This is a genomic window from Halorubrum sp. Atlit-28R, assembly GCF_003665955.1.
Lineage (GTDB): Archaea > Halobacteriota > Halobacteria > Halobacteriales > Haloferacaceae > Halorubrum > Halorubrum tropicale.
Genome location: NZ_QPLS01000004.1, coordinates 286,042 through 305,605 on the forward strand (window position 1 = coordinate 286,042; position 19,564 = coordinate 305,605).

Annotated in this window: 17 protein-coding genes and 1 pseudogene; 7 read left to right on the forward strand and 11 right to left on the reverse strand. The window is 62.2% G+C overall.

Features of this window, described 5'->3' with window-relative positions; translation table 11 throughout:
• The 4 genes from DVK06_RS08830 to DVK06_RS08845 all read right to left on the reverse strand — a co-directional run bounded on the left by DVK06_RS08830 (nucleotide 1) and on the right by DVK06_RS08845 (nucleotide 3,588).
• Complete coding sequence (locus DVK06_RS08830) at nucleotides 1-879, reverse strand: CPBP family intramembrane glutamic endopeptidase (RefSeq protein ID WP_121600017.1); 879 nt, start codon at nucleotides 877-879, stop codon at nucleotides 1-3.
• An 85-nt stretch (nucleotides 880-964) separates the two neighbouring features.
• Nucleotides 965-1,549 carry an NUDIX hydrolase gene (locus DVK06_RS08835; protein ID WP_121600018.1) on the reverse strand — a complete coding sequence of 195 codons (585 nt, stop codon included), beginning with the start codon at nucleotides 1,547-1,549 and terminating at the stop codon, nucleotides 965-967.
• A gap of 104 nt (nucleotides 1,550-1,653) precedes the next feature.
• A complete protein-coding gene (locus tag DVK06_RS08840; protein WP_121600019.1) occupies nucleotides 1,654-2,088 on the reverse strand; it encodes a hypothetical protein in 435 nt (144 codons plus the stop codon).
• 63 nt (nucleotides 2,089-2,151) lie between these two features.
• Nucleotides 2,152-3,588, reverse strand: coding sequence for a DNA polymerase IV (locus DVK06_RS08845; RefSeq protein WP_233561649.1), 1,437 nt, complete (start codon nucleotides 3,586-3,588; stop codon nucleotides 2,152-2,154).
• Nucleotides 3,589-3,606: 18 nt separating this feature from the next.
• Between DVK06_RS08845 and DVK06_RS08850 the strand changes: the two genes are divergently transcribed.
• The gene (locus DVK06_RS08850) at nucleotides 3,607-4,653 is read left to right on the forward strand and encodes a site-specific integrase (RefSeq protein WP_121600020.1); all 1,047 of its coding nucleotides are present in this window, start codon (nucleotides 3,607-3,609) and stop codon (nucleotides 4,651-4,653) included.
• A gap of 1,215 nt (nucleotides 4,654-5,868) precedes the next feature.
• Nucleotides 5,869-6,867 carry a hypothetical protein gene (locus DVK06_RS18220; protein WP_147438058.1) on the forward strand — a complete coding sequence of 333 codons (999 nt, stop codon included), beginning with the start codon at nucleotides 5,869-5,871 and terminating at the stop codon, nucleotides 6,865-6,867.
• Between the two features lie 780 nt (nucleotides 6,868-7,647).
• On the opposite strand, the gene DVK06_RS18225 is transcribed toward DVK06_RS18220, so the two are convergent.
• The 4 genes from DVK06_RS18225 to DVK06_RS18240 form a co-directional block, all read right to left on the reverse strand.
• The gene (locus tag DVK06_RS18225) at nucleotides 7,648-8,268 is read right to left on the reverse strand and encodes a hypothetical protein (protein WP_147438059.1); all 621 of its coding nucleotides are present in this window, start codon (nucleotides 8,266-8,268) and stop codon (nucleotides 7,648-7,650) included.
• A gap of 47 nt (nucleotides 8,269-8,315) precedes the next feature.
• The gene (locus tag DVK06_RS18230; protein WP_147438060.1) at nucleotides 8,316-9,002 is read right to left on the reverse strand and encodes a hypothetical protein; all 687 of its coding nucleotides are present in this window, start codon (nucleotides 9,000-9,002) and stop codon (nucleotides 8,316-8,318) included.
• Between the two features lie 3 nt (nucleotides 9,003-9,005).
• The gene (locus tag DVK06_RS08865) at nucleotides 9,006-11,033 is read right to left on the reverse strand and encodes a hypothetical protein (protein ID WP_121600023.1); all 2,028 of its coding nucleotides are present in this window, start codon (nucleotides 11,031-11,033) and stop codon (nucleotides 9,006-9,008) included.
• Nucleotides 11,034-11,499: 466 nt separating this feature from the next.
• Complete coding sequence (locus DVK06_RS18240; RefSeq protein ID WP_147438062.1) at nucleotides 11,500-11,766, reverse strand: hypothetical protein; 267 nt, start codon at nucleotides 11,764-11,766, stop codon at nucleotides 11,500-11,502.
• Nucleotides 11,767-12,708: 942 nt separating this feature from the next.
• Here DVK06_RS18240 and DVK06_RS18665 point away from each other — a divergent pair.
• On the forward strand, nucleotides 12,709-12,885 hold the full coding sequence (locus tag DVK06_RS18665; protein ID WP_158600069.1) for a hypothetical protein: 177 nt from the start codon (nucleotides 12,709-12,711) through the stop codon (nucleotides 12,883-12,885).
• Nucleotides 12,886-13,141: 256 nt separating this feature from the next.
• On the opposite strand, the gene DVK06_RS08870 is transcribed toward DVK06_RS18665, so the two are convergent.
• Both DVK06_RS08870 and DVK06_RS18245 read right to left on the reverse strand, forming a co-directional pair.
• The gene (locus tag DVK06_RS08870; RefSeq protein ID WP_121600024.1) at nucleotides 13,142-14,170 is read right to left on the reverse strand and encodes a site-specific integrase; all 1,029 of its coding nucleotides are present in this window, start codon (nucleotides 14,168-14,170) and stop codon (nucleotides 13,142-13,144) included.
• A 131-nt stretch (nucleotides 14,171-14,301) separates the two neighbouring features.
• A complete protein-coding gene (locus tag DVK06_RS18245; protein WP_147438063.1) occupies nucleotides 14,302-14,844 on the reverse strand; it encodes a hypothetical protein in 543 nt (180 codons plus the stop codon).
• Nucleotides 14,845-15,138: 294 nt separating this feature from the next.
• On the opposite strand from DVK06_RS18245, the gene DVK06_RS18250 reads away from it, so the two are divergent.
• Nucleotides 15,139-15,510, forward strand: a complete 372-nt coding sequence (locus tag DVK06_RS18250) for a hypothetical protein (RefSeq protein WP_147438064.1) — start codon at nucleotides 15,139-15,141, stop codon at nucleotides 15,508-15,510.
• Nucleotides 15,511-15,675: 165 nt separating this feature from the next.
• Here the strand turns inward: DVK06_RS18250 and DVK06_RS08875 are convergent.
• Nucleotides 15,676-15,843: pseudogene (locus DVK06_RS08875) on the reverse strand (DNA polymerase IV); the annotation flags it as partial.
• A gap of 142 nt (nucleotides 15,844-15,985) precedes the next feature.
• Here DVK06_RS08875 and DVK06_RS08880 point away from each other — a divergent pair.
• From DVK06_RS08880 to DVK06_RS08890, 3 genes are all read left to right on the forward strand, one after another.
• Entirely contained in the window at nucleotides 15,986-17,770 is a 1,785-nt protein-coding gene (locus tag DVK06_RS08880; RefSeq protein WP_121600025.1) for a PAS domain S-box protein, read from the forward strand.
• A 117-nt stretch (nucleotides 17,771-17,887) separates the two neighbouring features.
• A complete protein-coding gene (locus DVK06_RS08885) occupies nucleotides 17,888-19,204 on the forward strand; it encodes an MFS transporter (RefSeq protein WP_121600026.1) in 1,317 nt (438 codons plus the stop codon).
• A gap of 77 nt (nucleotides 19,205-19,281) precedes the next feature.
• On the forward strand, nucleotides 19,282-19,560 hold the full coding sequence (locus tag DVK06_RS08890) for a zinc ribbon domain-containing protein (RefSeq protein ID WP_121600027.1): 279 nt from the start codon (nucleotides 19,282-19,284) through the stop codon (nucleotides 19,558-19,560).
• The last annotated feature ends 4 nt before the right edge of the window (nucleotides 19,561-19,564 follow it).

Here is a 19,564-nt window from a genome sequence, read left to right on the forward strand (position 1 = left end):
TCAGACGGGAAGGAATCCGAGCGCCGCCGGCATGTCGCTCGGGTCCAGCTGCGTCACCGTGACGTAGAGGACGGTGAAGATCACGGCGTTGTGGAGGCCGTGGAGCAGCGCCGGGACCACGAGGTTCTCCGTGTACTCGTACACCGCGCCGAACACGAGGCTCGGCACGAACAGGATGGCGACGGTCGTGAGCCGGGCCGAGAGCCCGCCGGTCAGCGCCATCACGTGGATGGTCGCGAAGATGGCGGCCGAGAGCAGGATCGACGGCGCCGCCGGCAGCGACTCGCGGAGCCGCCCCTGGACGACGCCGCGGTAGAGGATCTCCTCGCAGGGGCCGATGACGAGGAACGACGCGGCGACGAACAGCGGGATGATCGCCGGGTTCCCCATCGCCAGCTCCGCGCTCTGGTTCGCAGCGGTCTCCGTCCCGAGCAGCTGGACGATAGTCGAGACCACGAGGACCAAGATCAGGATCACGACCCAGCCGCCGAGGACGATCCCGAGCTCCTTGAGGCTCGGCACCCGGACGCCGAGGTACGAGACGATCCCGCGCCGGTCGAGGCCGCGCCACGCGAGGTACCCCACCGCGAGCCCGCCGAAGGCGACGTACTGGCCGAGTATCAGCGTGAGCACGACGCTCGCGACCAGCGAGAGCCCGCCGGCCGCGGCGTCGATCGCGAAGACCGCGACGCCGCTCGCGAGCGCGATCACGGGGCCGAGGACGCCGAGAAGCAGGGCGGTCGCGACCGCGACGGCCGGCGACCCGCCGGCGTCCCCCGGGCCGCCCGCGTCGTCGGCGACGGGGTCGGGGTCGACGTCGTCGAACTCCTCGTGAACCCCGCCGTCCGGGGACGCGTCGCGGCTGGAGGGATCTGTCATCGCCCGGAGTAGGCGGCGCTCGGCAAAATGGTTGTCCGTGTCGGAAGCGTCGCGGACGGTCGCCTCGCCGGCGTCCGCGCGCCGGTCACCGGCGGAGCAGCTCGTACCACAGCACCGCGGTGACGGCCCGGCCGTCGCGCAGCCCGTCGTCGACGACCGCGGCGAGCAGGTCGTCGTACGGCACCGTCTCGACCGAGATCGACTCGTTGTGGTCCAGGTCACGGTCGGCGGTCGGCTCGCAGCCGGTCGCCAGCACGTGGTGGTGAACCGCGTTCGCCATCCCGTTCGTCGGCTCGACGGTCGTCAGCCGCTCGAACGAGTCGGCCTCGTACCCGGTCTCCTCGGCCAGCTCGCGGGCCGCGGCGCGCTCCACAGCCTCGTCGGTGACGCCGCCGTCCGCGCCCCCGTCTCCGTCTTCGGGCTCCATCGTCCCCGCGGGGATCCCGCGGTTCACGCGCCCGACCGCCTGCCGCCACTCGTCGATGACGACCGCGTCGCCGTCGGGCGTCAGCGGCAGCACTACGACCCCCGGCGGCTCGTCGACGTAGTGGAACCCGTCGGTCTCGCCGTCCGGGAACCGCACCTCGTCGCGCCGCACGTCGAAGCCGGGGCAGGTGTAGTCGACGGCCGAGCCGAGCGTCTCCCACGCGAGGTCGTCGGGGTCGTCCATGGTCGCGGTCGTCGCTCGGCGCGTAAATACCCGGCCGTCGCGCGGTCCCGGACGCACCGACTCGGGCTCCGTCGCGCGCCCCGGACGCGCGCTCCCGCCGCCCGTCACGCGCCTCGGACGCGCCCGACGACGAGGCGGCCCGCCGTCCCGGCGGCCCAGCCGAGGGTGCCCGCCGCGAGCGCGGCGGCCCCGATCACGGCGAGGCTGTCGACCGCGAGGAGGGCGACGACCCGCTCGCCGAGCGAGCGCCCGGAGAGCCCCAGCAGGTAGTGGTCGACGCGGTGGCCGAGGAGCGCGGCGAAGGCGGCCGCCCACGAGGCGATCACTCCGCTCCGCCGGACCGCGAGCGCGGCGGCCGCGAGCAGGCCGACGGCGGTCGCGTCCCCGGCGAGGAAGATCACCCCGCCGCTCACCTGGAAGACGCCGACCGCGTAGGCGACGAAGACGAGCGCGAAACAAAGCGGCGGCGCGGCGAGCCGCGGGTCGGGTCGCGGGCGGTCGCGGTCGGAGCCGAAGAGGAGCGCGCGCGGGGTGGGCATGCGCGACCGATCCCCGTCGCGGCCGAAAAACCTTAGCGCGCCGGCGGCGGTCGCTCGGGGCGCTCAGCCCCAGTCGCCGAGCGACGCCTGTCCCTCGTCGGCGTCTCGGCGGTCGCGCTCGGCGGTCGGCTCCTCCCCGTCGCCCCGGTCCGGCGGGCCGTCGACCCAGTCGGTGAGCTTGCCGCCGTCGCCCGCCCCGCCGCGCTCGCGACCGCTCCGTCGCTCGCGGTCGCCGTCGTCCCCCGCCGCCTCGAACCCGCCGAGCGTCGCCTGATCGGTCTCAGCGAAGTCGAGCTTGGAGACGCGGACGCCCAGCTTGCGGACCCGCGTCTCGTCGAACTCGCCGAGGAGGTCGAGCGCCACCTCCTCGACGAGGTCCGGGTCGTCGACGGGCCCGGGGAGGCTCCGCGCCCGGGTGTTCACGTCGAACGGGGGCTCGACCGCCTTGATCCCGATGGTGCGGTAGAGGCAGCCGCGCTCGCGGGCGCGGCGGGCCACGTCCGCGGCGAGCGCCGTCACGGTCTCGCGCTTCGTCGCCTCGTCGGCGGTCGTCGGCAGCGCCGACTCGCGCGAGAGGCTCTTCGGGAGGCCGGTCGGCGTCACCTCGCGGTCGTCGTCGCCCGCGGCGCGCCGGGAGAGTTCCGGGCCGCGCTCGCCGAGTTCCTCGGCGAGGCGGTCGCGGCCGGCGGCCGCGAGGTCGCCCGCGGTCTCGATTCCGAGGTCCGCCAGCGTCTCCTCGGTCACGGGACCGACGCCGTGGACGTCGGCCGTCGGCAGCGGCGCGAGGAACTCGGCGACCGACCCCGGCGGTACGACGACGAGGCCGTCGGGCTTGTCGGCGTCGCTGGCGACCTTCGCGGCCGACATGTTCGGCGCGACGCCGACGCTCGCCGGCACGCCCGCCTCGCGCTCGATCCGGTCTTTCACGTGGCGGGCGTACCCCTCGGCGAGCGTCCGCGCCTCGCTCGGCCCCGCGGCGCCGCTCGGCGGCGGGTCGTCCGGGTCGTCGCCCGCGACCGCCCACGAGGTCCGGTCGGTGACGTCGAGGTACGCCTCGTCGATGCTCACCTCGCGGCGGGTGTCGGCGCAGTCGCGGAGCACCGCCTTCACCTCGCTCGCGACCTCCTCGTAGAAGTCGAGGTCGACGGGGACGTACCGGCCGGTCTCGGCCGGGTCCGGCGCGTCCGGGTCGTCGGGGTCCGCGTCGGCGCGACGGGGAAGCAGCTCCAAGGCCTCCGAGATCGGCATCGCGCTGTCGACGCCGAACGCGCGGGCCTCGTAGCTCGCGGTCGCGACCGCGCCGATCGACTCGCCCGGCTCGTACCCCATCCCGACCACGACGGGTTCGCCCGCGAGGTCGGGGTGCCGCAGCCGCTCGCAGGAGGCGTAAAAGCAGTCCATATCGACGTGGCAGACGACGCGGTCCGCGCCGTCGTCACGCGTCTCACGCACGGCTGTGTCAGCGTAGGCAGCCAACGTGTCCTCCCCGTCGTCGGTCATCGGGTGTTCGTCCAAACTATGGCCAGCAACACACTCGAACCTATCGACCCGCGAGACGCCTACGAGTTGTATCTCGCGGACGTGGAGGGTGAACTGTCTCCGAACACTGTCGAAGCCAAGAAGTACCGACTTGGCTTCTTCATACGCTGGTGCGAGGGCGAAGACAACGATGCGGAACCCCGTTGTATCAATCTCAATCGGTTGAGCGGGCGGGATCTCCTCCGCTACAAGAACTGGCGACAGGACGGGATCAACAAGGTCACACTCAAGACGCAACTCTCGGAACTACGGGAGTTTCTCCGATTCTGCGTCTCGATTGACGCCGTGGATGAATCACTCCCCGAGAAAGTGACTGTCCCGTCGCTTGAACCAGAGGAGAACGTCCGCGAGAGTTACATGGATCCCGATGAGGCAACGACGATACTGAGTTTCCTTGAGCAGTATCACTATGCCTCGTTCGACCACGTCCTACTGCTGCTGTTGTGGCAAACAGGGGCACGGGTCGCGGGGATCCACGGCCTCGACGTTGACGACATCAACGCCGACGACGAGACAATTCAACTCTGTCATCGTCCTGAACAGGGAACCCGACTCAAGAACGGTGAACAGGGCGAGCGAATCGTGGCTGTTCCCGCGGAGACTGTCGCTGTCGTTCAAGATTACGTCGACGTGAACCGCCCGCCCGTTACCGACGATCACGGACGAGAACCGCTGTTCGCAACGAAGAACGGACGGATGGACAAACGTCACCTCTCGAAACACGTCTACAAATGGACCTGCCCGTGCCAATACAACCAGCCGTGTCCCGCGGACAAGGACCCGATGGACTGTGAATACACAGGGGGATACGACAGTTCCGTTGAGTGCCCCCATAACAGTTCTCCGCACTGTATTCGCCGCGGGGCAATTACCCATTGGTTGAAGCGAGATGTCCCCGACCGAGCGATTTCGGATCGGATGAACGTCTCTGTCGCTACGCTGGATCGGCATTACGACGCACGCTCGGAGGAGGAACGAGCCGAACAACGGCGACAGTATCTTTCGGACGTAACGGACGCGGAATAACTGCCTTGTGCTATCATTTTTCTTAGTGTAGCAGAGATATATACGTAAACATATGTTTTTACAGGGCCGTTACGCTGCCGTATTTGGGGGTTCTATCTCATGGGGATGTCGACAGCACTGGGAGAGGCGAAACGGGGGTGTTGTGAGATGCCATAGCCGCCACGTATGGCGATTGGTGGGCTGATACGATGGTGTCCTCGTGGAGCGGTTCAAATCGCTCTGTGGCCACTGTGAGAGCCGACAGAGCGGAGACTATGGCTTCACCGTAGCAGCAACCCGAGAAACACATCACTGAGACGGTCACTCAACCAAACCTCCAGACTCGACAGGTATGCTATTAGCGCCGTTTTACACCGATTCTGAGGGATTTCTATCACGTTATAATGGATACCACTCAGAGATGATTAAAGCCGCGAAAAACGGCTGTGAGATACCTTAGAACCAAATTGACGACGGCATGAGAGACCTATCGGACACCGCGGCGACGAGCTACGACATGTATGTGAAGTCTTCACATGGCTGGTGGTGCTCTGTGTATCGAATGGATGGAAGTGCGATTAGAGAGATATAGGTGATGCCTCCTCCCTTGGCCTTAACCCCACTCAGTCGGATAGGTACTACGTACACTATCCTCCTTCGGGGGTCTGCGGCCTGCGGTCGTCGGCAGTTTGTAGACACCCTTCGGGTGTCGTTGGTGGGGTGTCGTTGACGTTGGTGGGTTGTCGTTGAGAGATGTTTCTCAATCATGGGTAACTCGGGTGGGCAACAGCTGTCCCATCGAGGGGGATCCGTCCATCAATATCCCGTGAAAGCGAGCGGTTAACGGGTCGACATAACGCTATTACTTGTAAGAATACTACATGAGAGTAGGAATGTCGTGGAGTGAGTCGGAGAAAATCCCGTGTCAGGTCCGCCGTGATCTCGGTGTCGTCTATATCAAGTCCAAGGCTCGGGGCGGTGGGGCATAGACGACGCTAAAACAGCCAATATATAACAATTCTTATAGTAATACAAAATTTGACAAAATTTGGGTTAGGGTGGGCTCATGGGGGGCGACGGGATGGAGGCATTACCTATGATACTCGCTCGGAGCAAGAGCGTGCGGAACAGTGACGGCAGTATCTCTCAGACGCAGTTGAGACAACCAATCAATAGCACCGCTCATGCTTTCTAATCTGCGTAATGTTTAATATATCCATCATTTAGGTTGTGGATATGGCTGGTGACACCTCTGACATAGATAAACTTGAAGAGCAGTACCAGTCTGAAAAGGTTCTGCGGGGTGAAGGATCAGTCAGTGGGCAAATCGTTGATGCTGCTATCGTCGGTACCGAGGTAAGGGAATCTGTTCGAGAAAAAGCCACATTTGAGACGCAATTCTCAGTATATTTGCTTGTGGAAATATCAAACGGCCAGCAATACGGGGTTGCGATCAAAGACATCTTCGACCCTGAGGAGAGGGATGACCTCGTAACGCTCTATCGGTCGTTGGATGTTCCTCCAGACGCAACGCTTGACGCGTTGCTCGGTAAAACGACTGATCTGTCTCTACCAACTCAGGAGCGGGAGCGGATTGAACTGTCACTCAGTGGTAGTCAGATTAACGCACAACGAACTGATAATATCAAACAGATTCGTGAGGGTGACACAGAACTCCCCTTAACAGTCCAAGCGGCCCACACACGTGCTTACAACTACGTAGAGACAGCTGATGAAGAAACTGGGGTCCGCGTACCAGTTGCGGGGATGACGACAGATGATGACGAGGTTACTATTGATCTCGCTGACGGGTGGGGGAGCCTTTCTGTAGATGTGGAGACGACGCAAGAAGTAGACCCAGAGACGCCGTACGAACGTCTCATCGAGTACGTTGGCTACGGGAGTGTTAGTCAGATTGAGGAGGGTGATTTATACGTCGCTCACATTAGCGAGTTCTCACTTCCGAGTAAGGTTGTTCCCAAGGACGAAATGATGGCTGAAGCGAGGGTTCGTCACGCGCAAAGCAACATAGGTGTGATGACTGAATTTTCGATGCTCACCTCTCGCCGTGATCACTTTGATACCATGTACGATGAGTTCATTATGCTTGATGAGGACCGCGCTGGCGTGTGGGCTATCTTTGGGAGTGCCGACTCACTAAATCGTGACTTCAAGAAGTACGCAGTTGCTGCGATAGTCTTTATATTGCTGTTCTTGGCCGCCGCACTTCTCTAACATCTCCCCTGTTTTGGTGCCTATATACTACTGTGTATAATTCAATAATGTACTCGGCTCTCTACAAGGGTCAAACACACTTCCGTGTAGAGGAAGTCGTGGAGGAAGTCACACATCGTCTCTCCTCCGCCCTCTCGTCTGGAAGTGTCTTCAACCCGCCGTCACCGTCATTGAGTCGGCGAGACTCTCGTGACGACGGCCTGTTCCCCAGTGCGCGATCTCCCTGACCGTTAATTCGGCGGGCGTGGTTGCTGAGGGCAGTCCGTTTCCATCCGAAACTGCCACCACTTGGTCACGCGAGTTGTGGGGCCTGACGTTCGCCGAACACGCAACGTGTCCAGCGACCGTCTCGCACAGAGCTCACGCGGCTCATGGCCGCTGCGCGGAAACGGTCCGCGGTTGGTACGCGCCATCGCGCTTACAGGGCTGATCTACACTTGTTACTACACGCTCCGAAAACTTCAATGTTTTGCTATTTTGACGCTATTGACGATATTATATCGCACGCGCGAAGCATGGCGGTCTATGTTCTTGAACCATGTTGGGGCTGAGAATAGTCTGTAGAGTCCTTTTCATGGCCTTTTCTCCACGAACTATTCTGTGCCCAGGCAGTGGATATTTCATCAAACAAAGCGCTCCAAGTGATATAGGACATATGATATAAGTGGCAGAAACATGATGATACACAGATCGGAATTATAGTCAGAAACAGCCCCAAGTTGCTGGTCGAAAACTCATACACCTCATGACTCACTGTGCATCGCCGTGACGGCCTATTTATCACCTGTTCGGTGACTCATATACGTCCGTCTCGCGCACTCGTTGACGGACGTTACGAACGCGACCCCTGTCAATCTCGAACTCCTCGCAGAGCTTGTCAAAGCGGTCATCGCGGAGTACGGACTGCTGTTTCCCAGCCATTCCGTACCGTGTCCGCTCTTCATCGACGGCCAGTGTAACGACGCCGATGACAGCAAGCTCAATAGGGCCGAGTGGGATCACCTCCTCTTTGAGCTCAAGCCGATCGAGGAGCCACTTCGCACGGTCGTGTTGGTGCTCGGTGAGGTTTAGTCGGCTCGCAACCACACCGAGGTCACGCGCGATACCAGCGCGGTGTATCTGTCCAGCGCGCTCCCTGCTGTACACACCGTCGTTGAGCTTCCTGAGTTTCTTCCATTGCCTCCGCTTGTGTCCCGTTACATCACTTGGATCGAACCCTGTACGGGATGTCTCTGCGTCGGGGATACCTGCTGGTGTGGAACTATCGCGCCACACCTTGTCGTCGGGACGTTCCGCACTATAGTCGATGCGCGCCCACGACATCCTCGTCTCTTGGAAGGGGCGGCCGTCGGTCGCACCGTCGTCACCACTACTCTCCTCCGAACAATATTCTGTTGACATGATTGTCCGTTGCTGACAGCTCACTACTGGCCATCTCGTCTGTCAAGTCAGCTAACCCATGTCGGCAGTTCCTCGCGCAGCGGTGCTACATACTGCCCTGCTTCCTCGATGTAGCTGCGGGCGACTGCGGCTTCTTCACTCGCCGTCTCGGAGTGTCCATCAAGTGCTTCACCGCCAGCAGTTACAAGATGGTCCGCAGCTGCGCGAAGAGCTGTGAGATGCTCTCTGGCTTTATGACTACATCCCGCATCGGACCCGACTGACTCCGCAACTGCGGTATCAAGTTCGTCTACAAGCTCGGAAAGGATAGTGCTCGCGTGTTCCGCAGCGTTTCTGCTCGCACGATAGTGGGCGCCCTGAAATTCACCCATCGCGGTAAAGACTGCGTCGCGAGCTGTCTCATACCGACTATCGCTCAGCAGTTCTGTGACAGCGCTAAGTTCTTCTCGTCTTCCTGTTGACTCCCCCACGATACCAACAATCCCCGGAGCTGGACGCCTATCAAATGATTCCTGAACTCCGCGGAGTGTCGCACGCACAATCTCAAAGTTATCAAGAAGCCACCGTACCAGCGTCGCGTCGCGGAGTTGCTGACGCTGGTGTTCTGAGATGTCAGTAAATTCGTTGACTGTGGCCCAATCGATACGGAGTAATATCGCAATTTCCTCGGTAGTCAACGGGTCACCGCTGTCGTGTGTGGGGAGTTCAGATTGAAGCTGTGTCAGCAATGGCATTGGCTACCAGTAGCTCCGCGTGGACCGACTGCCCGACACGAACGACTCGTACTCAACTGTCGACGCATCGGCGTCGCCTTCGATTGTCGTCTCGTTGTTTTCCGTCACGTCGACGTACACATGACGGTCGAGGTTACCGAGGAACCGTCCACCGTGTGAGCCCATCCGACGCTCCTGCCGTTGGAACTCTCGGTATGCGTCTGTGGCATTTTCTATCTCCTCACCCAGCAGACCAAACTCATTTGCGGCGTAACTCGCCCCAGCCGAGAGTACAGCGAGAACAGCACCGATACCCGTGAGCGTGGCGATGCCGAGCAGCGCGGCGTACAGTGCGTTCGCAGCGGTCGCAGCAAACGCCGATGACGCGCCAAGGGAGACAAATGCGCCCTCAAGCGTCGCAACAGCGGTCGACGTGAACCCCAGTCCGGGGATAAGCTGTGCGATGAGCACACCCGTCAGCGTCACCAACTCGGAGCGCGCAAGCTGAATCACCTTGGTGGTGATGAACAGCGCAGAGGCTGTCAGCAGCACGCCGCCGACGAACGTGCCGAGGATTTCACTCCCGTTGCCGAGGACGCCGCCGAAGGTGACGAGTGTACTGATGACGGTCCACAGCCGTGTCGCGACCATCAAGGTCGCTGTGAACACGTCAAACAACCCTGACGAGAACTGATACACGGCTGGGATCGCACCGACCAGCACTGCCGTGAGATGCGTCAGCTGCGGGAGTGTGTCAGCGAGCGCACCCGAGAGTCCACGCAGCACATTGAGGTCTTCGAGCCCTCCTGCGATGCGGCCGAACACCTCATCGGAGGCGTCAGCCAACAGCAGTAGCTCCTCTATTGTGTTCGCGACGAACGGCACTGCGAAGCGCCCGAACGCACGGGCGTCATCTTCGAGCGCAGGGAGAACCGCTCCTGCGGCCGCAAGGCGGTCGAACGCGTCATACAGCCCTTCGAGGCCGCGCTCGAACTGTGGTCGGAGCCGCTCGGCGAGTGGACTGAACGCCTCGAAGAACTCGTCGGGGAGCTCATCGAGCACCTCACGGAAGTCGTCGAGCGACGGCATCTGTCCGCCCGCTTGGGCTGTCGCCGCGCCGAGCAAGCCCAGTCCAGCGATACCACCCAGTGCGCCTGCCGCACCGACAGCAGCTGCGGCGAGTCCACCGAGCGCACCGATAGTGGCTGGGAGTGAACCGACGAACAGTCCCATCAGCGGGATGGCAGCCGCGAGGATGTCGTAGAACTGCGTCATCCCCACACGGAGGTTGAGGAACGTATCAAGCAGCTGCCCGCGCCTGAACTGCCGTGTATCGAGGAACTCATCGACGACATCCGAGAAGGAATCGAAGCCCGCTGCCTCGGCAATCGCACTGCCGTCCATGTCGATGAGGTCACGGGGGCCATCGATCTCTGTATCCATGGCCTCCCCCAGCGCATCGAAGTCGAACGCGTTGACGAACGCCCGTCCGCTAAACAGCTCGGACAACTCGTCTTCGGGCAGCTGGAACGGCGGTGCGCTGCCCGTCATGGCACCGCGAACGCTCACGGACCCCTCTGTGAACGCACGGTCGAAGTCAAACCCGAGTGCGCTCTCGAAGTTCTCGATGTCAGCGGGGCTGATAGACCGTCCGCTGTCGCCGCCGCCACCGTCGTTGGTGAGCGTATCGAGCAGCCCCATCAACCCGACGACGCCCGCACCCAGCACAGCGTTGTTGCCGAGTCCGCTGGTGGGTGAATCGAGCCCCTGTACGGTCTCACGGAAGTCGCTGACGCTCTCACGGAAGATTTCAGATGGACTCGACGACGTGGTGTGTGACACATCGCCGACCGCATCACCGAGGTTGGTCGTCGCCACACGGCGCTGTAGCTGCCGCAGCTGACGGTCGTGGACGACGACACGGACGTGGATCGGGTCAAGGGCGTCCGCCTGTTCACCGACCGTTTCGAGCAGCCCAGAGAGCCGCGTCAGGTCATCGGTGAACTCGTCGTTGACGGTTGTGAAGAGATCGAGGTGTTCTGCCTGATACATTAGAAAGACGGGCTGATCACATGGCTACGGAAGTCGATTCTCCCGCACTATCAGCCATATCGGCCTGATTACTGTCTCGCTCAGATGGGGGCAAGAGAAGCGGAATGCCATCTACGTCTTGCCAATCACCGTCCCGATGAAGTCTGCGGTGTTCACTACGCTCTAACGGAAACAGGAAGTCGGGCGCATTGATACGGATGTCCCCGTCGCTGTCCGGGTCACTGGCGTAAAGCGCATGATGGACCTCCTTTGTCTCGACGGCGTCTATACCATACTCCGCGACAGCAGTCAGTCTATTCAGCCGAACAATTTCTCCCCCACCTTCACCTACAAACGTACGACCACGCTCATCGGTCCAGAAGTGCGGGTGCTTAGTCTTCGTCTCCGCATCGTCTGTGTCACGCTCATCGTTGCTCATGCTTGTCGAAAAGCGAATCAAAACTCGTCCGACCGTTACCGCTTTGCGCTACGATGTCGGCTCAAACGCGACATCAGGGTGATCCGCAAGCAGTCGGTCAACGACTGCTTTTTTGGATGCCTCTGTGGTCCCGAAGATCGCTTCCGCAGCGTCGTCAAGTGCTTGGAGTTGATCCCGCCGCACCGTTACCGATGTGTCCTCGGTAGACATGTTCTCCTGAGAAGGAACCGTATTGAGTCCCCTCTCATATAGAACAATTATGACCAGCCCTACTTCAATTGAGCAAGACGAGAACCAGTGGAATAGAATGGTCATCTAAGCCTCGAATTCCTCTGACTTACAGCTGCGGGTGGTCGCATGGCAAGACGTGTCTGTGGATGCCCTCCCACCCCTGTCTGGGGCCCCTACCACTGAGCCAATTTTGACGGGGCGGGGCGTAAACAATCGCAGGTGTTTATTTTCCATCCGCTCCTGTGTAGCCACTGACGACGGTCCGCAAAACGGGCGCGTGGGGGCGCGCCCAAAACGGCCGTTGTAGGCACCAACAGCCATGTCCACCAACGATACTGGAGCGGAAGAATCTAACGCCGCTCTGTACGACGGGACGGTATCGGCAGATGATCGTACTATCTCGGAGAGTATTCACTTTGCCGACGGATCAACTCTCGTAGCTACTGACCCATTCGAGCCGATTAATGCTTCAGACGTGACTGATACGTCGATCGAGCGGACGGAAGTCTTCTCGTACGAGATGTAAGTAGCTGCGGACGCTTTTCTCGCGTTCCCTGCGGCAGTGAGACGGTAATCTACCGTCACGCACACGGCTGTCTGTCGTCACTCCCACGGCCGTGACACGCGGATGACTCGGGATGTCGACAGCGGTGGACGGTCGGGGGAGCCGTCTATTGATTTGACAGCTGTCGGCCGACAGTATGACCGCCAGACTCAGTCCATCGTGTAGTCGTACGCCTTTGGAATGCTCTCAGTGTCACCAGAGTGAATCCAAACCGCCCCGAACTGACGGCCGTCACCTGAAAGCGAACGGCTGTCATCAGGGGAACAGGGGGGTTCGGATCAGAATGTTGGCGAATCCCCCGTGATGGCGGAATAGATCGAGTAGTCCCCGAACGGAGATGGTGACCGACACCAACCGAACGGAACAGTGAGTGGTGGGAATGGTCTCATAGTGCGACACGTCAGATTGATGTCGCAGTTATTTCACACAACTGATATAACTGACGGAACTGAACGTGTAGTATGGAAACCGATGGGATTGATCTCACTGACGAACAACGTGCTGCGGCCGAGAGGCTCGCGGATTCGGACAATCCGTTATCGTCGGTTTCGGCGTTGTTATGCTACCTTGACGACCCTTCATCGGTAGACGACGATTCAGCCAAAGAAGCTGCCTCGCACTTTACACCTGACGAGTAGAGTATGTATAGGTCACCAAGCTGAACAACGTCACCACCGTGACGCCAATGGCTGTGGACAGTCACATCAAATCCTCAGACGGGTAGCTGCTTCCACAACCCCTGAGCCATTCGGCGTGTGAGGCGAAGAGCGGCGACGTTCCGGGAATGCGGAAGTCGGCGCGGGAGCAACGCGAGCGCGTCGGAGCCGAATTTGGAACGAGCCACTCTCTACCATTCACTCACATCGTACGTCTGTCTGGCAGCATCGATGACGGTCACGTGTCCTCAACCCACCCACGACGTTGACGCGCACGGGTTTCGGCATCTCGACGGTCATAGTGGTCTTCTATCACCGATCGACTCACGTCCATTCGTTCGCTGATAACTTCTACTGGAACGTCTTCGCGTAGCCAGTGAGTCACGCTTCCTCTGCGTATATCATGTGGCCGCACGATGGACGGACATTCACTCGGCACGTCGTTGTATCCCTCGGCAGCACATTCGTCCATCGCAGCATCATATGGACACTGACCCATCCGTTGACAGGGCTGCGTACAGCGGTAGACGTGCCGACGAAGTGTTGTTGTTGACGGCCGTCCGAACGTCGTCGTCAAGAGTGGTTGGCGGCAGTCTGTGTTCTGCTTGGCTGATGACTCCTTCCGCTGTTCATCAATATACGTCTCGATAATGCGACACGTCCTGTCGTCCAGATTTATTACACGCTCGCCGTTCGGACCATTCTTGAGCGGTGTTCCCTCTGCTGGTCGATGTACGAGATGGAGCCATTGCTCCTCGGCGTCGTAGTCACCGATGTCCATCGCTCGCAGTTCACCGAGCCGCATGCCTGTTCGCCACAGGAGTCGCATCAAGACATGGTCGAATGACCCATATTCGTCAGTGGCGAGCCACTCAAGAATTTGGTCGGCTCGGCTCGCGCCAAGCGTCGCATCCCGTGAACTTGTTTCGGTCGAGACAGTTGGAATCTGAATTGTGTCTGCGAGTCCATCGCTGACGATGCCAACGTCCTCACAAAACTCGATAAAGATCCGAATTGTCGTCAGCTGTGTCTGTAGCGAGACGACATTGAGATCACCGTCCTGCTTTCTCCACTGACGGTATTCGTAGAGGTCTGCGCCATCCAATGTACTGAGGTCTGACCGCCCCGTCTCTTCACACCAGCGAACGAAGTGCCCCGTTCGATAGCGATGTGCTTTGAGTGTCCACTCGGCTCTATTCTCCTGTTCAAGTTTCGTGAGATACATTTTCACCGCAGTCGCTGGAGTAGTGGATTCGGCGGAAGTCATTGATCCAGTGATGTCTGTCCACTCTACAACAATTAATTACGCGCTGATATACTGCGACATAATATCTCTTCGTCGCACAGCTGCGACAGTCGTGCCAAGGGTGGAAACAGAAATGCTTCCTATTTTACCATTCAGAGAAATGGGAATAGATACTCTTGTTCCACGCAGTGGTACGGTCTATCCTTATTCGTGAACGTGGGTGCGTTGGCGACGAAATTCCGCGGCGCATAGCCGATGAGCCGAACGTCTGTTTCGCCGATGCGAGAGGCAAGCGCGTAGTAGTCGGCGTTGAGTGGGCTGTACGCATCGACGGTGAGATCGGGGTCTGAACGATGACGCCCGACCGTTTTCACATCAATCGTCGCGCCTCGGTAGCGTAAGTCGGACCCGCCGTCACCACCGTCGGTGTAAATGTCTACGTCGAGCTGCTCCGCGATCCCAAGCCGCTTTGCGACGCCGTCCTCCCCGAGCAGTCCCGTGAGGTGATCCGTCGGTGTTCCCGACCATGTTTCGGCAATCCGCCGTGCGTGTTCCGACAATGGATACACCCGTTCCTCGGGGATGTGTACTGTTGGACGGTCCGCTATTGGTATGTCTGCCGCCGAGATGAGCGGTGTCGGCGCGGGTTCAGTCTTCGGTGATTCGGTCGTCTTATCGGCGTGCTCGTTGCTCATGGATGTCTCTGGTCCCACCGTTTCACCGAAGGACTCAGGATGATCGCCGATTTACGGCTACCTGAGCCTACGGCTTCCACCACGGTGGCCGTGGGTGGTCCGTGCGTCGCCCTGTGTCCAACACCGCGGCGCACGGTTACTTCCGCGTCGTCAGTCTGATAGAGAGGTCTCTACGCGATCGAATCACGCTATTGCCCCTCTAACGGGCGTTCGCCCGCTTAGACCTCTGAACGCACCCTAAACAAGAGAACACGGGTGAATAAGTGTTCTCAACGACAATCTGTGAACGTTTATATGACCGATCCAGATGAATTAGACATACTCATTGAATACGACGGTGAGACATACCTCAAGGGTATTCGGGTGAGCGATGGATGGGTCCGATCGCCATACGAAGTCCATTTTGATAATGGACGAGTTTTATCTCGTGACGATTACCAGATGGCGCGGGCACTTGCGATACTCGCTACGACGTATGATGACATTGATTTTGGGTTAGACAACTCTGTCCCAATCCCTGTTGCCCTTGATGGGGCGCCTGCTATTGCTTCTTATTTACACGGAGTCCAACAGCGACCACGATCCGAAATTGCCGATATTATGAACGTGAGCGAAAAGACGGTGCTAAAATACATCAATCGGCTTGACCCACACCGTCGCGCATAAACCAAAAACCAGCGACATTTGCCGCGAGACGTGCGCTTGTTACCTCAACACCAAATCCACACGGTGAACATCCGAGACGGCGACGGGGTGGGACACAAGCGTATGCCTGACGCGCAAACACGAACCACGCCGCTAATAGGTTTCGATGGTTCCATCCATCGAAAACATCCCGACCACGACGGGTTCGCCCGCGAGGTCGGGGTGCCGCAGCCGCTCGCAGGAGGCGTAAAAGCAGTCCATATCGACGTGGCAGACGACGCGGTCCGCGCCGTCGTCCCCGTCCTCGCCGGCGCCCGGGAGCGTCTCCCCGGCGACGGGCGTCCCGCCGGTCATCGCGTTCGGTTCCGCGCTCCGCGGACTTAAGAATCAGCCACGCGCGCCGGAAGTGGACGCCGATCCCGACGGGCGCTGGGCCCGGATCCAGATCCGATAGCCGGGGCGGTAGTGGTTTATTCGCGCGTCCCTATCATCACGTATGCCCGGAGCGATCGACGTACTACACGTCGACGACGACCCCTCGGTCCTCGACCTCACGGAGGCGTACTTCGAGCGCGAGCTCGACGCGGTCTCGGTGACGAGCGTGACCGACCCGGAGGAGGCGTTAGACCGACTCGGCGAGGGCGCCTTCGACTGCGTCGTCAGCGACTACGACATGCCCGCGATGGACGGGCTGGAGTTCTTCGACGCCCTCCGCGATCGCCACCAGAAGGTCCCCTTCGTGTTGTACACCGGCAAGGGGAGCGAAGAGATCGCGAGCCAGGCGCTCAACGCCGGCGTCACCGGCTACTTCCAGAAGGGCGGTCCCGAGCAGCTCCGCCGGCTCGCGAACCGCGTCGACCAGGCGGTCGAGGAGCACCGGACGAAGGAGATCGCCGACCGCTACTCGACGGTCATCGAGGCGCTCGGCTACCCGGTCTACGTCGTCGACGAGACCGGCGAGTTCCGGTTCGTCAACGAGCCGTTCGCCGAGCTCACCGGGTACGACCGCGAGGAGATCATCGGCGAGACGCCCGGGTTCATCAAGGACGACGCCGCGGTCCAGGAGGCGGAAGACCGGCTCGGAACGATCCTCTCGTCTGACGGGCCCGACGTCCAGCACTTCGGCGTCGACATCGTCCCGAAGGAGGGCGAGCCGATCCCCTGCCGGGACCACATGGCGGCGCTCCCGTACGAGGGCGAGTCGTTCGACGGCAGCGTCGGCATCCTCCGCGACGTGTCCGACGAGCGCGAGCGCCGCGAGGAGCTGGAGACGAAGACCCGCGCGCTCGACGAGGCGCCCGTCGGCGTCACCGTCACGGACCCCGACCGACCGGACAACCCGATGGTGTACGTCAACGACCGGTTCGTCGAGATGACCGGCTACGACCGCGAAGAGGCCCTCGGCGTCAACTGCCGGTTCCTGCAGGGGCCCGACACGGAGGAGGCGCCGGTCGCGGAGCTGCGCCGCGCGATCGACGCCGACGAGCCGACCACCGTCGAGATGCGTAACTACCGCAAGGACGGCACGGAGTTCTGGAACCGCGTGAGCATCGCGCCGATCCGCGACGACGACGGCGCGGTCACGAACTGGGTCGGCTTCCAGCGCGACATCACGCAGTTCAAGGAGCGCGAGGCGGCGCTCGAACGGCAGAACGACCGGCTCGACTCCTTCGCGAGCATCGTCTCGCACGACCTTCGGAACCCCCTCAACGTCGCGCAGGGGCGCGTCGAGCTGGCCCGCGAGGTGTCGGACGACGCCGCGAACCTCGACGCCGCGCTCGACGCGCTCGAACGGATGGAGTCGATCGTCGAGCGCACGCTCACCCTCGCGCGGGAGGGGGAGACGGTCGGCGACCCGGAACACGTCGACCTCGCGGACGTCGTCGCCGACAGCTGGTCGACCGTCGACACCGCCGACGCGACGCTCTCCGTCGAGACGGAGCGCGAGGTGCTCGCCGACCCCGACCGGCTCCGGAACCTCTTCGAGAACCTGATTTGCAACGCGGTCGACCACGTCGGCGGGGACGTCTCGATCCGCGTCGGCGACCTCTCCGACGGCTTCTACGTCGAGGACGACGGGCCGGGGATCGACTCCGCAGTCGCCGACTCCCTCTTCGAGCCCGGCGAGAGCGGCTCCGGGGGAAACACCGGGTTCGGACTCGCGATCGTCCAGGAGATCGCCACCGCGCACGGCTGGACCGTCGACGCGACGACCGGCGCGGACGGCGGCGCGCGGTTCGAGGTCCGCGGGGTCGACAAGCGGACGCCCGCGACGGCCTGAGCGCTGTCCGGCCCTCTGCCCCGCCACTCCGCCCCGGGCGACCGCCGACCCGCCCGAAAGCGGATCGACTCCCCCCGTTCACAAGCGCCTTTATCCTCCGTTCCGAACTCGGAGTGAATGGGGTCGCTCACCGACATCGCCGAGACCGACCGGCGCGTGATCGTGCTGGCGCTCGCGCGGATGGTCGGCGCGGCCGGGAACTCCTTCCTCATCGTCGTCCTCCCGCTGTACATCACGAGCGACGTGGTCGACATCGAGGGGCTCCTCGGCGCGGAGATCGGGGTCGGCGCCGCCGCGGTCACGCTGACCGAGCCGCTGCTCATCGGCATCGTCCTCTCGCTTTTCGGCTTCCTCAACAGCCTCTCGCAGCCGTTCACCGGGCGGCTGTCCGACCGGGTCGGCAGGAGACGCCCCTTCGTCCTCGCCGGCATCCTCCTCCTCGGGACCGCGAGCGGGCTGTACACGGTCGCGACGAGCTATCCCGTGCTGGTCGCGCTGCGCGCGGTCCAGGGGCTCGGCGCGGCGCTCATCATCCCCGCGACGGTCGCCCTCGTGAACGAGTACGCCGCGAGCGACACCGACCGCGGCGGGAACTTCGGCGTGTACAACACCTTCCGCCTCATCGGCTTCGGCTTCGGGCCCGTCCTCGCGGGCGCCGTCGTCGAGGCCGGGCCGTACGACCTCTCCGCCGTCGGGCTCCCGGTCCTCGACGGCTTCGACGCGGCCTTCGTCGCGGCCTGCGCCGGGGCGTACCTCAGCTTCACGCTCGTGTTCTTCCTCGTCCGCGACGCCGACGTCGAGGCCGAGGCGGGCGACGACGTGTCGATCCGGGTCCGCGGCGAGGACCGCCTGCTCGACCCCGTGTTCACGCTGGGGCTCGCGACCGTCGCCATGGGCGCGTGTATCGCGCTGTTCGCGACGCTCCAGAACCAGGTGAACGTCCGCTTGGACCAGGCGCCGATCTGGTTCGGCGCCCAGTTCGCGGCCGTGACGATCGCCAACGTGATCTTCCAGGTCCCGGTGGGACGCGCCAGCGACCGGATCGGCCGCCGGCCGTTCCTGCTCGCCGGGTTCGTCCTCCTCGTCCCGACCACCCTCCTCCAGGGGATCGTGACGGAGCCGGCGCTGATGATGCTCGTCCGCCTCGGGCAGGGGATCGCGGTCGCGTGCGTGTTCGCGCCGTCGCTCGCGCTCGCCGGTGACCTCGCCCGCGAGGGCGAGTCGGGGACGACCCTCTCCGTGCTCACCATGGGCTTCGGCTTCGGCGTCGCCCTGGGGCCCCTCGCCTCCGGCTGGCTCTACGGCTTCGGCTTCGTCGTCCCGTTCGCGGTCGGGGCCGCGGCCGCCGCGCTCGGCCTCGTCGCGGTGTTCACGCAGGTCGAGGAGACGCTCGACGTCGGCGACGAGCCGAGCGCCGCGGCGGGCGCGGACTGAGCGGGGGAGAGGGTGGACTGAGCGAGCGCCGGGGCGACCCCCAGCGGTTTTAGTCGGTCGCGGCCGAACCGCTCGGCGTGTCGAGCGACCGCCTCCGCTGCGTCGAGTGCCGCGAGCCGATCCCCGCCGACGCGCGGATCTGCCCGCACTGCCGGACCATCCAGCCCTCCCCGCTGCTGGACGTGGGCGTCGTCGTCGCCGGCGTGTTCGCGCTGCTGTTCGGCGTCGTCCTAACGGTGATGACCGTCGGGACCAGCCGCCTCCTCGGGTTCGTCCTGCTCGTCGTCGGCTTCGGGCTGGCCGTCGGCGGCTACACGCGCTACCTCGACCGACAGGCCGCGAGTCGGGCGCGGTGACGGC

What these genes read in the sequence shown, in the direction of transcription:
- DVK06_RS08830 (WP_121600017.1), bottom strand. Translation starts at nt 879, where the DNA reads ATGACAGATCCCTCCAGCCGCGACGCGTCCCCGGACGGCGGGGTTCAC.
- DVK06_RS18245 (WP_147438063.1), bottom strand. Translation starts at nt 14,844, where the DNA reads ATGAGCAACGAGCACGCCGATAAGACGACCGAATCACCGAAGACTGAA.
- DVK06_RS08835 (WP_121600018.1), bottom strand. Translation starts at nt 1,549, where the DNA reads ATGGACGACCCCGACGACCTCGCGTGGGAGACGCTCGGCTCGGCCGTC.
- DVK06_RS08885 (WP_121600026.1), top strand. Translation starts at nt 17,888, where the DNA reads ATGGGGTCGCTCACCGACATCGCCGAGACCGACCGGCGCGTGATCGTG.
- DVK06_RS08840 (WP_121600019.1), bottom strand. Translation starts at nt 2,088, where the DNA reads ATGCCCACCCCGCGCGCGCTCCTCTTCGGCTCCGACCGCGACCGCCCG.
- DVK06_RS18240 (WP_147438062.1), bottom strand. Translation starts at nt 11,766, where the DNA reads ATGACCATTCTATTCCACTGGTTCTCGTCTTGCTCAATTGAAGTAGGG.
- DVK06_RS08880 (WP_121600025.1), top strand. Translation starts at nt 15,986, where the DNA reads ATGCCCGGAGCGATCGACGTACTACACGTCGACGACGACCCCTCGGTC.
- DVK06_RS08865 (WP_121600023.1), bottom strand. Translation starts at nt 11,033, where the DNA reads ATGTATCAGGCAGAACACCTCGATCTCTTCACAACCGTCAACGACGAG.
- DVK06_RS18230 (WP_147438060.1), bottom strand. Translation starts at nt 9,002, where the DNA reads ATGCCATTGCTGACACAGCTTCAATCTGAACTCCCCACACACGACAGC.
- DVK06_RS08850 (WP_121600020.1), top strand. Translation starts at nt 3,607, where the DNA reads ATGGCCAGCAACACACTCGAACCTATCGACCCGCGAGACGCCTACGAG.
- DVK06_RS18665 (WP_158600069.1), top strand. Translation starts at nt 12,709, where the DNA reads ATGGAAACCGATGGGATTGATCTCACTGACGAACAACGTGCTGCGGCC.
- DVK06_RS18225 (WP_147438059.1), bottom strand. Translation starts at nt 8,268, where the DNA reads ATGTCAACAGAATATTGTTCGGAGGAGAGTAGTGGTGACGACGGTGCG.
- DVK06_RS08845 (WP_233561649.1), bottom strand. Translation starts at nt 3,588, where the DNA reads ATGACCGACGACGGGGAGGACACGTTGGCTGCCTACGCTGACACAGCC.
- DVK06_RS08870 (WP_121600024.1), bottom strand. Translation starts at nt 14,170, where the DNA reads ATGACTTCCGCCGAATCCACTACTCCAGCGACTGCGGTGAAAATGTAT.
- DVK06_RS18220 (WP_147438058.1), top strand. Translation starts at nt 5,869, where the DNA reads ATGGCTGGTGACACCTCTGACATAGATAAACTTGAAGAGCAGTACCAG.
- DVK06_RS18250 (WP_147438064.1), top strand. Translation starts at nt 15,139, where the DNA reads ATGACCGATCCAGATGAATTAGACATACTCATTGAATACGACGGTGAG.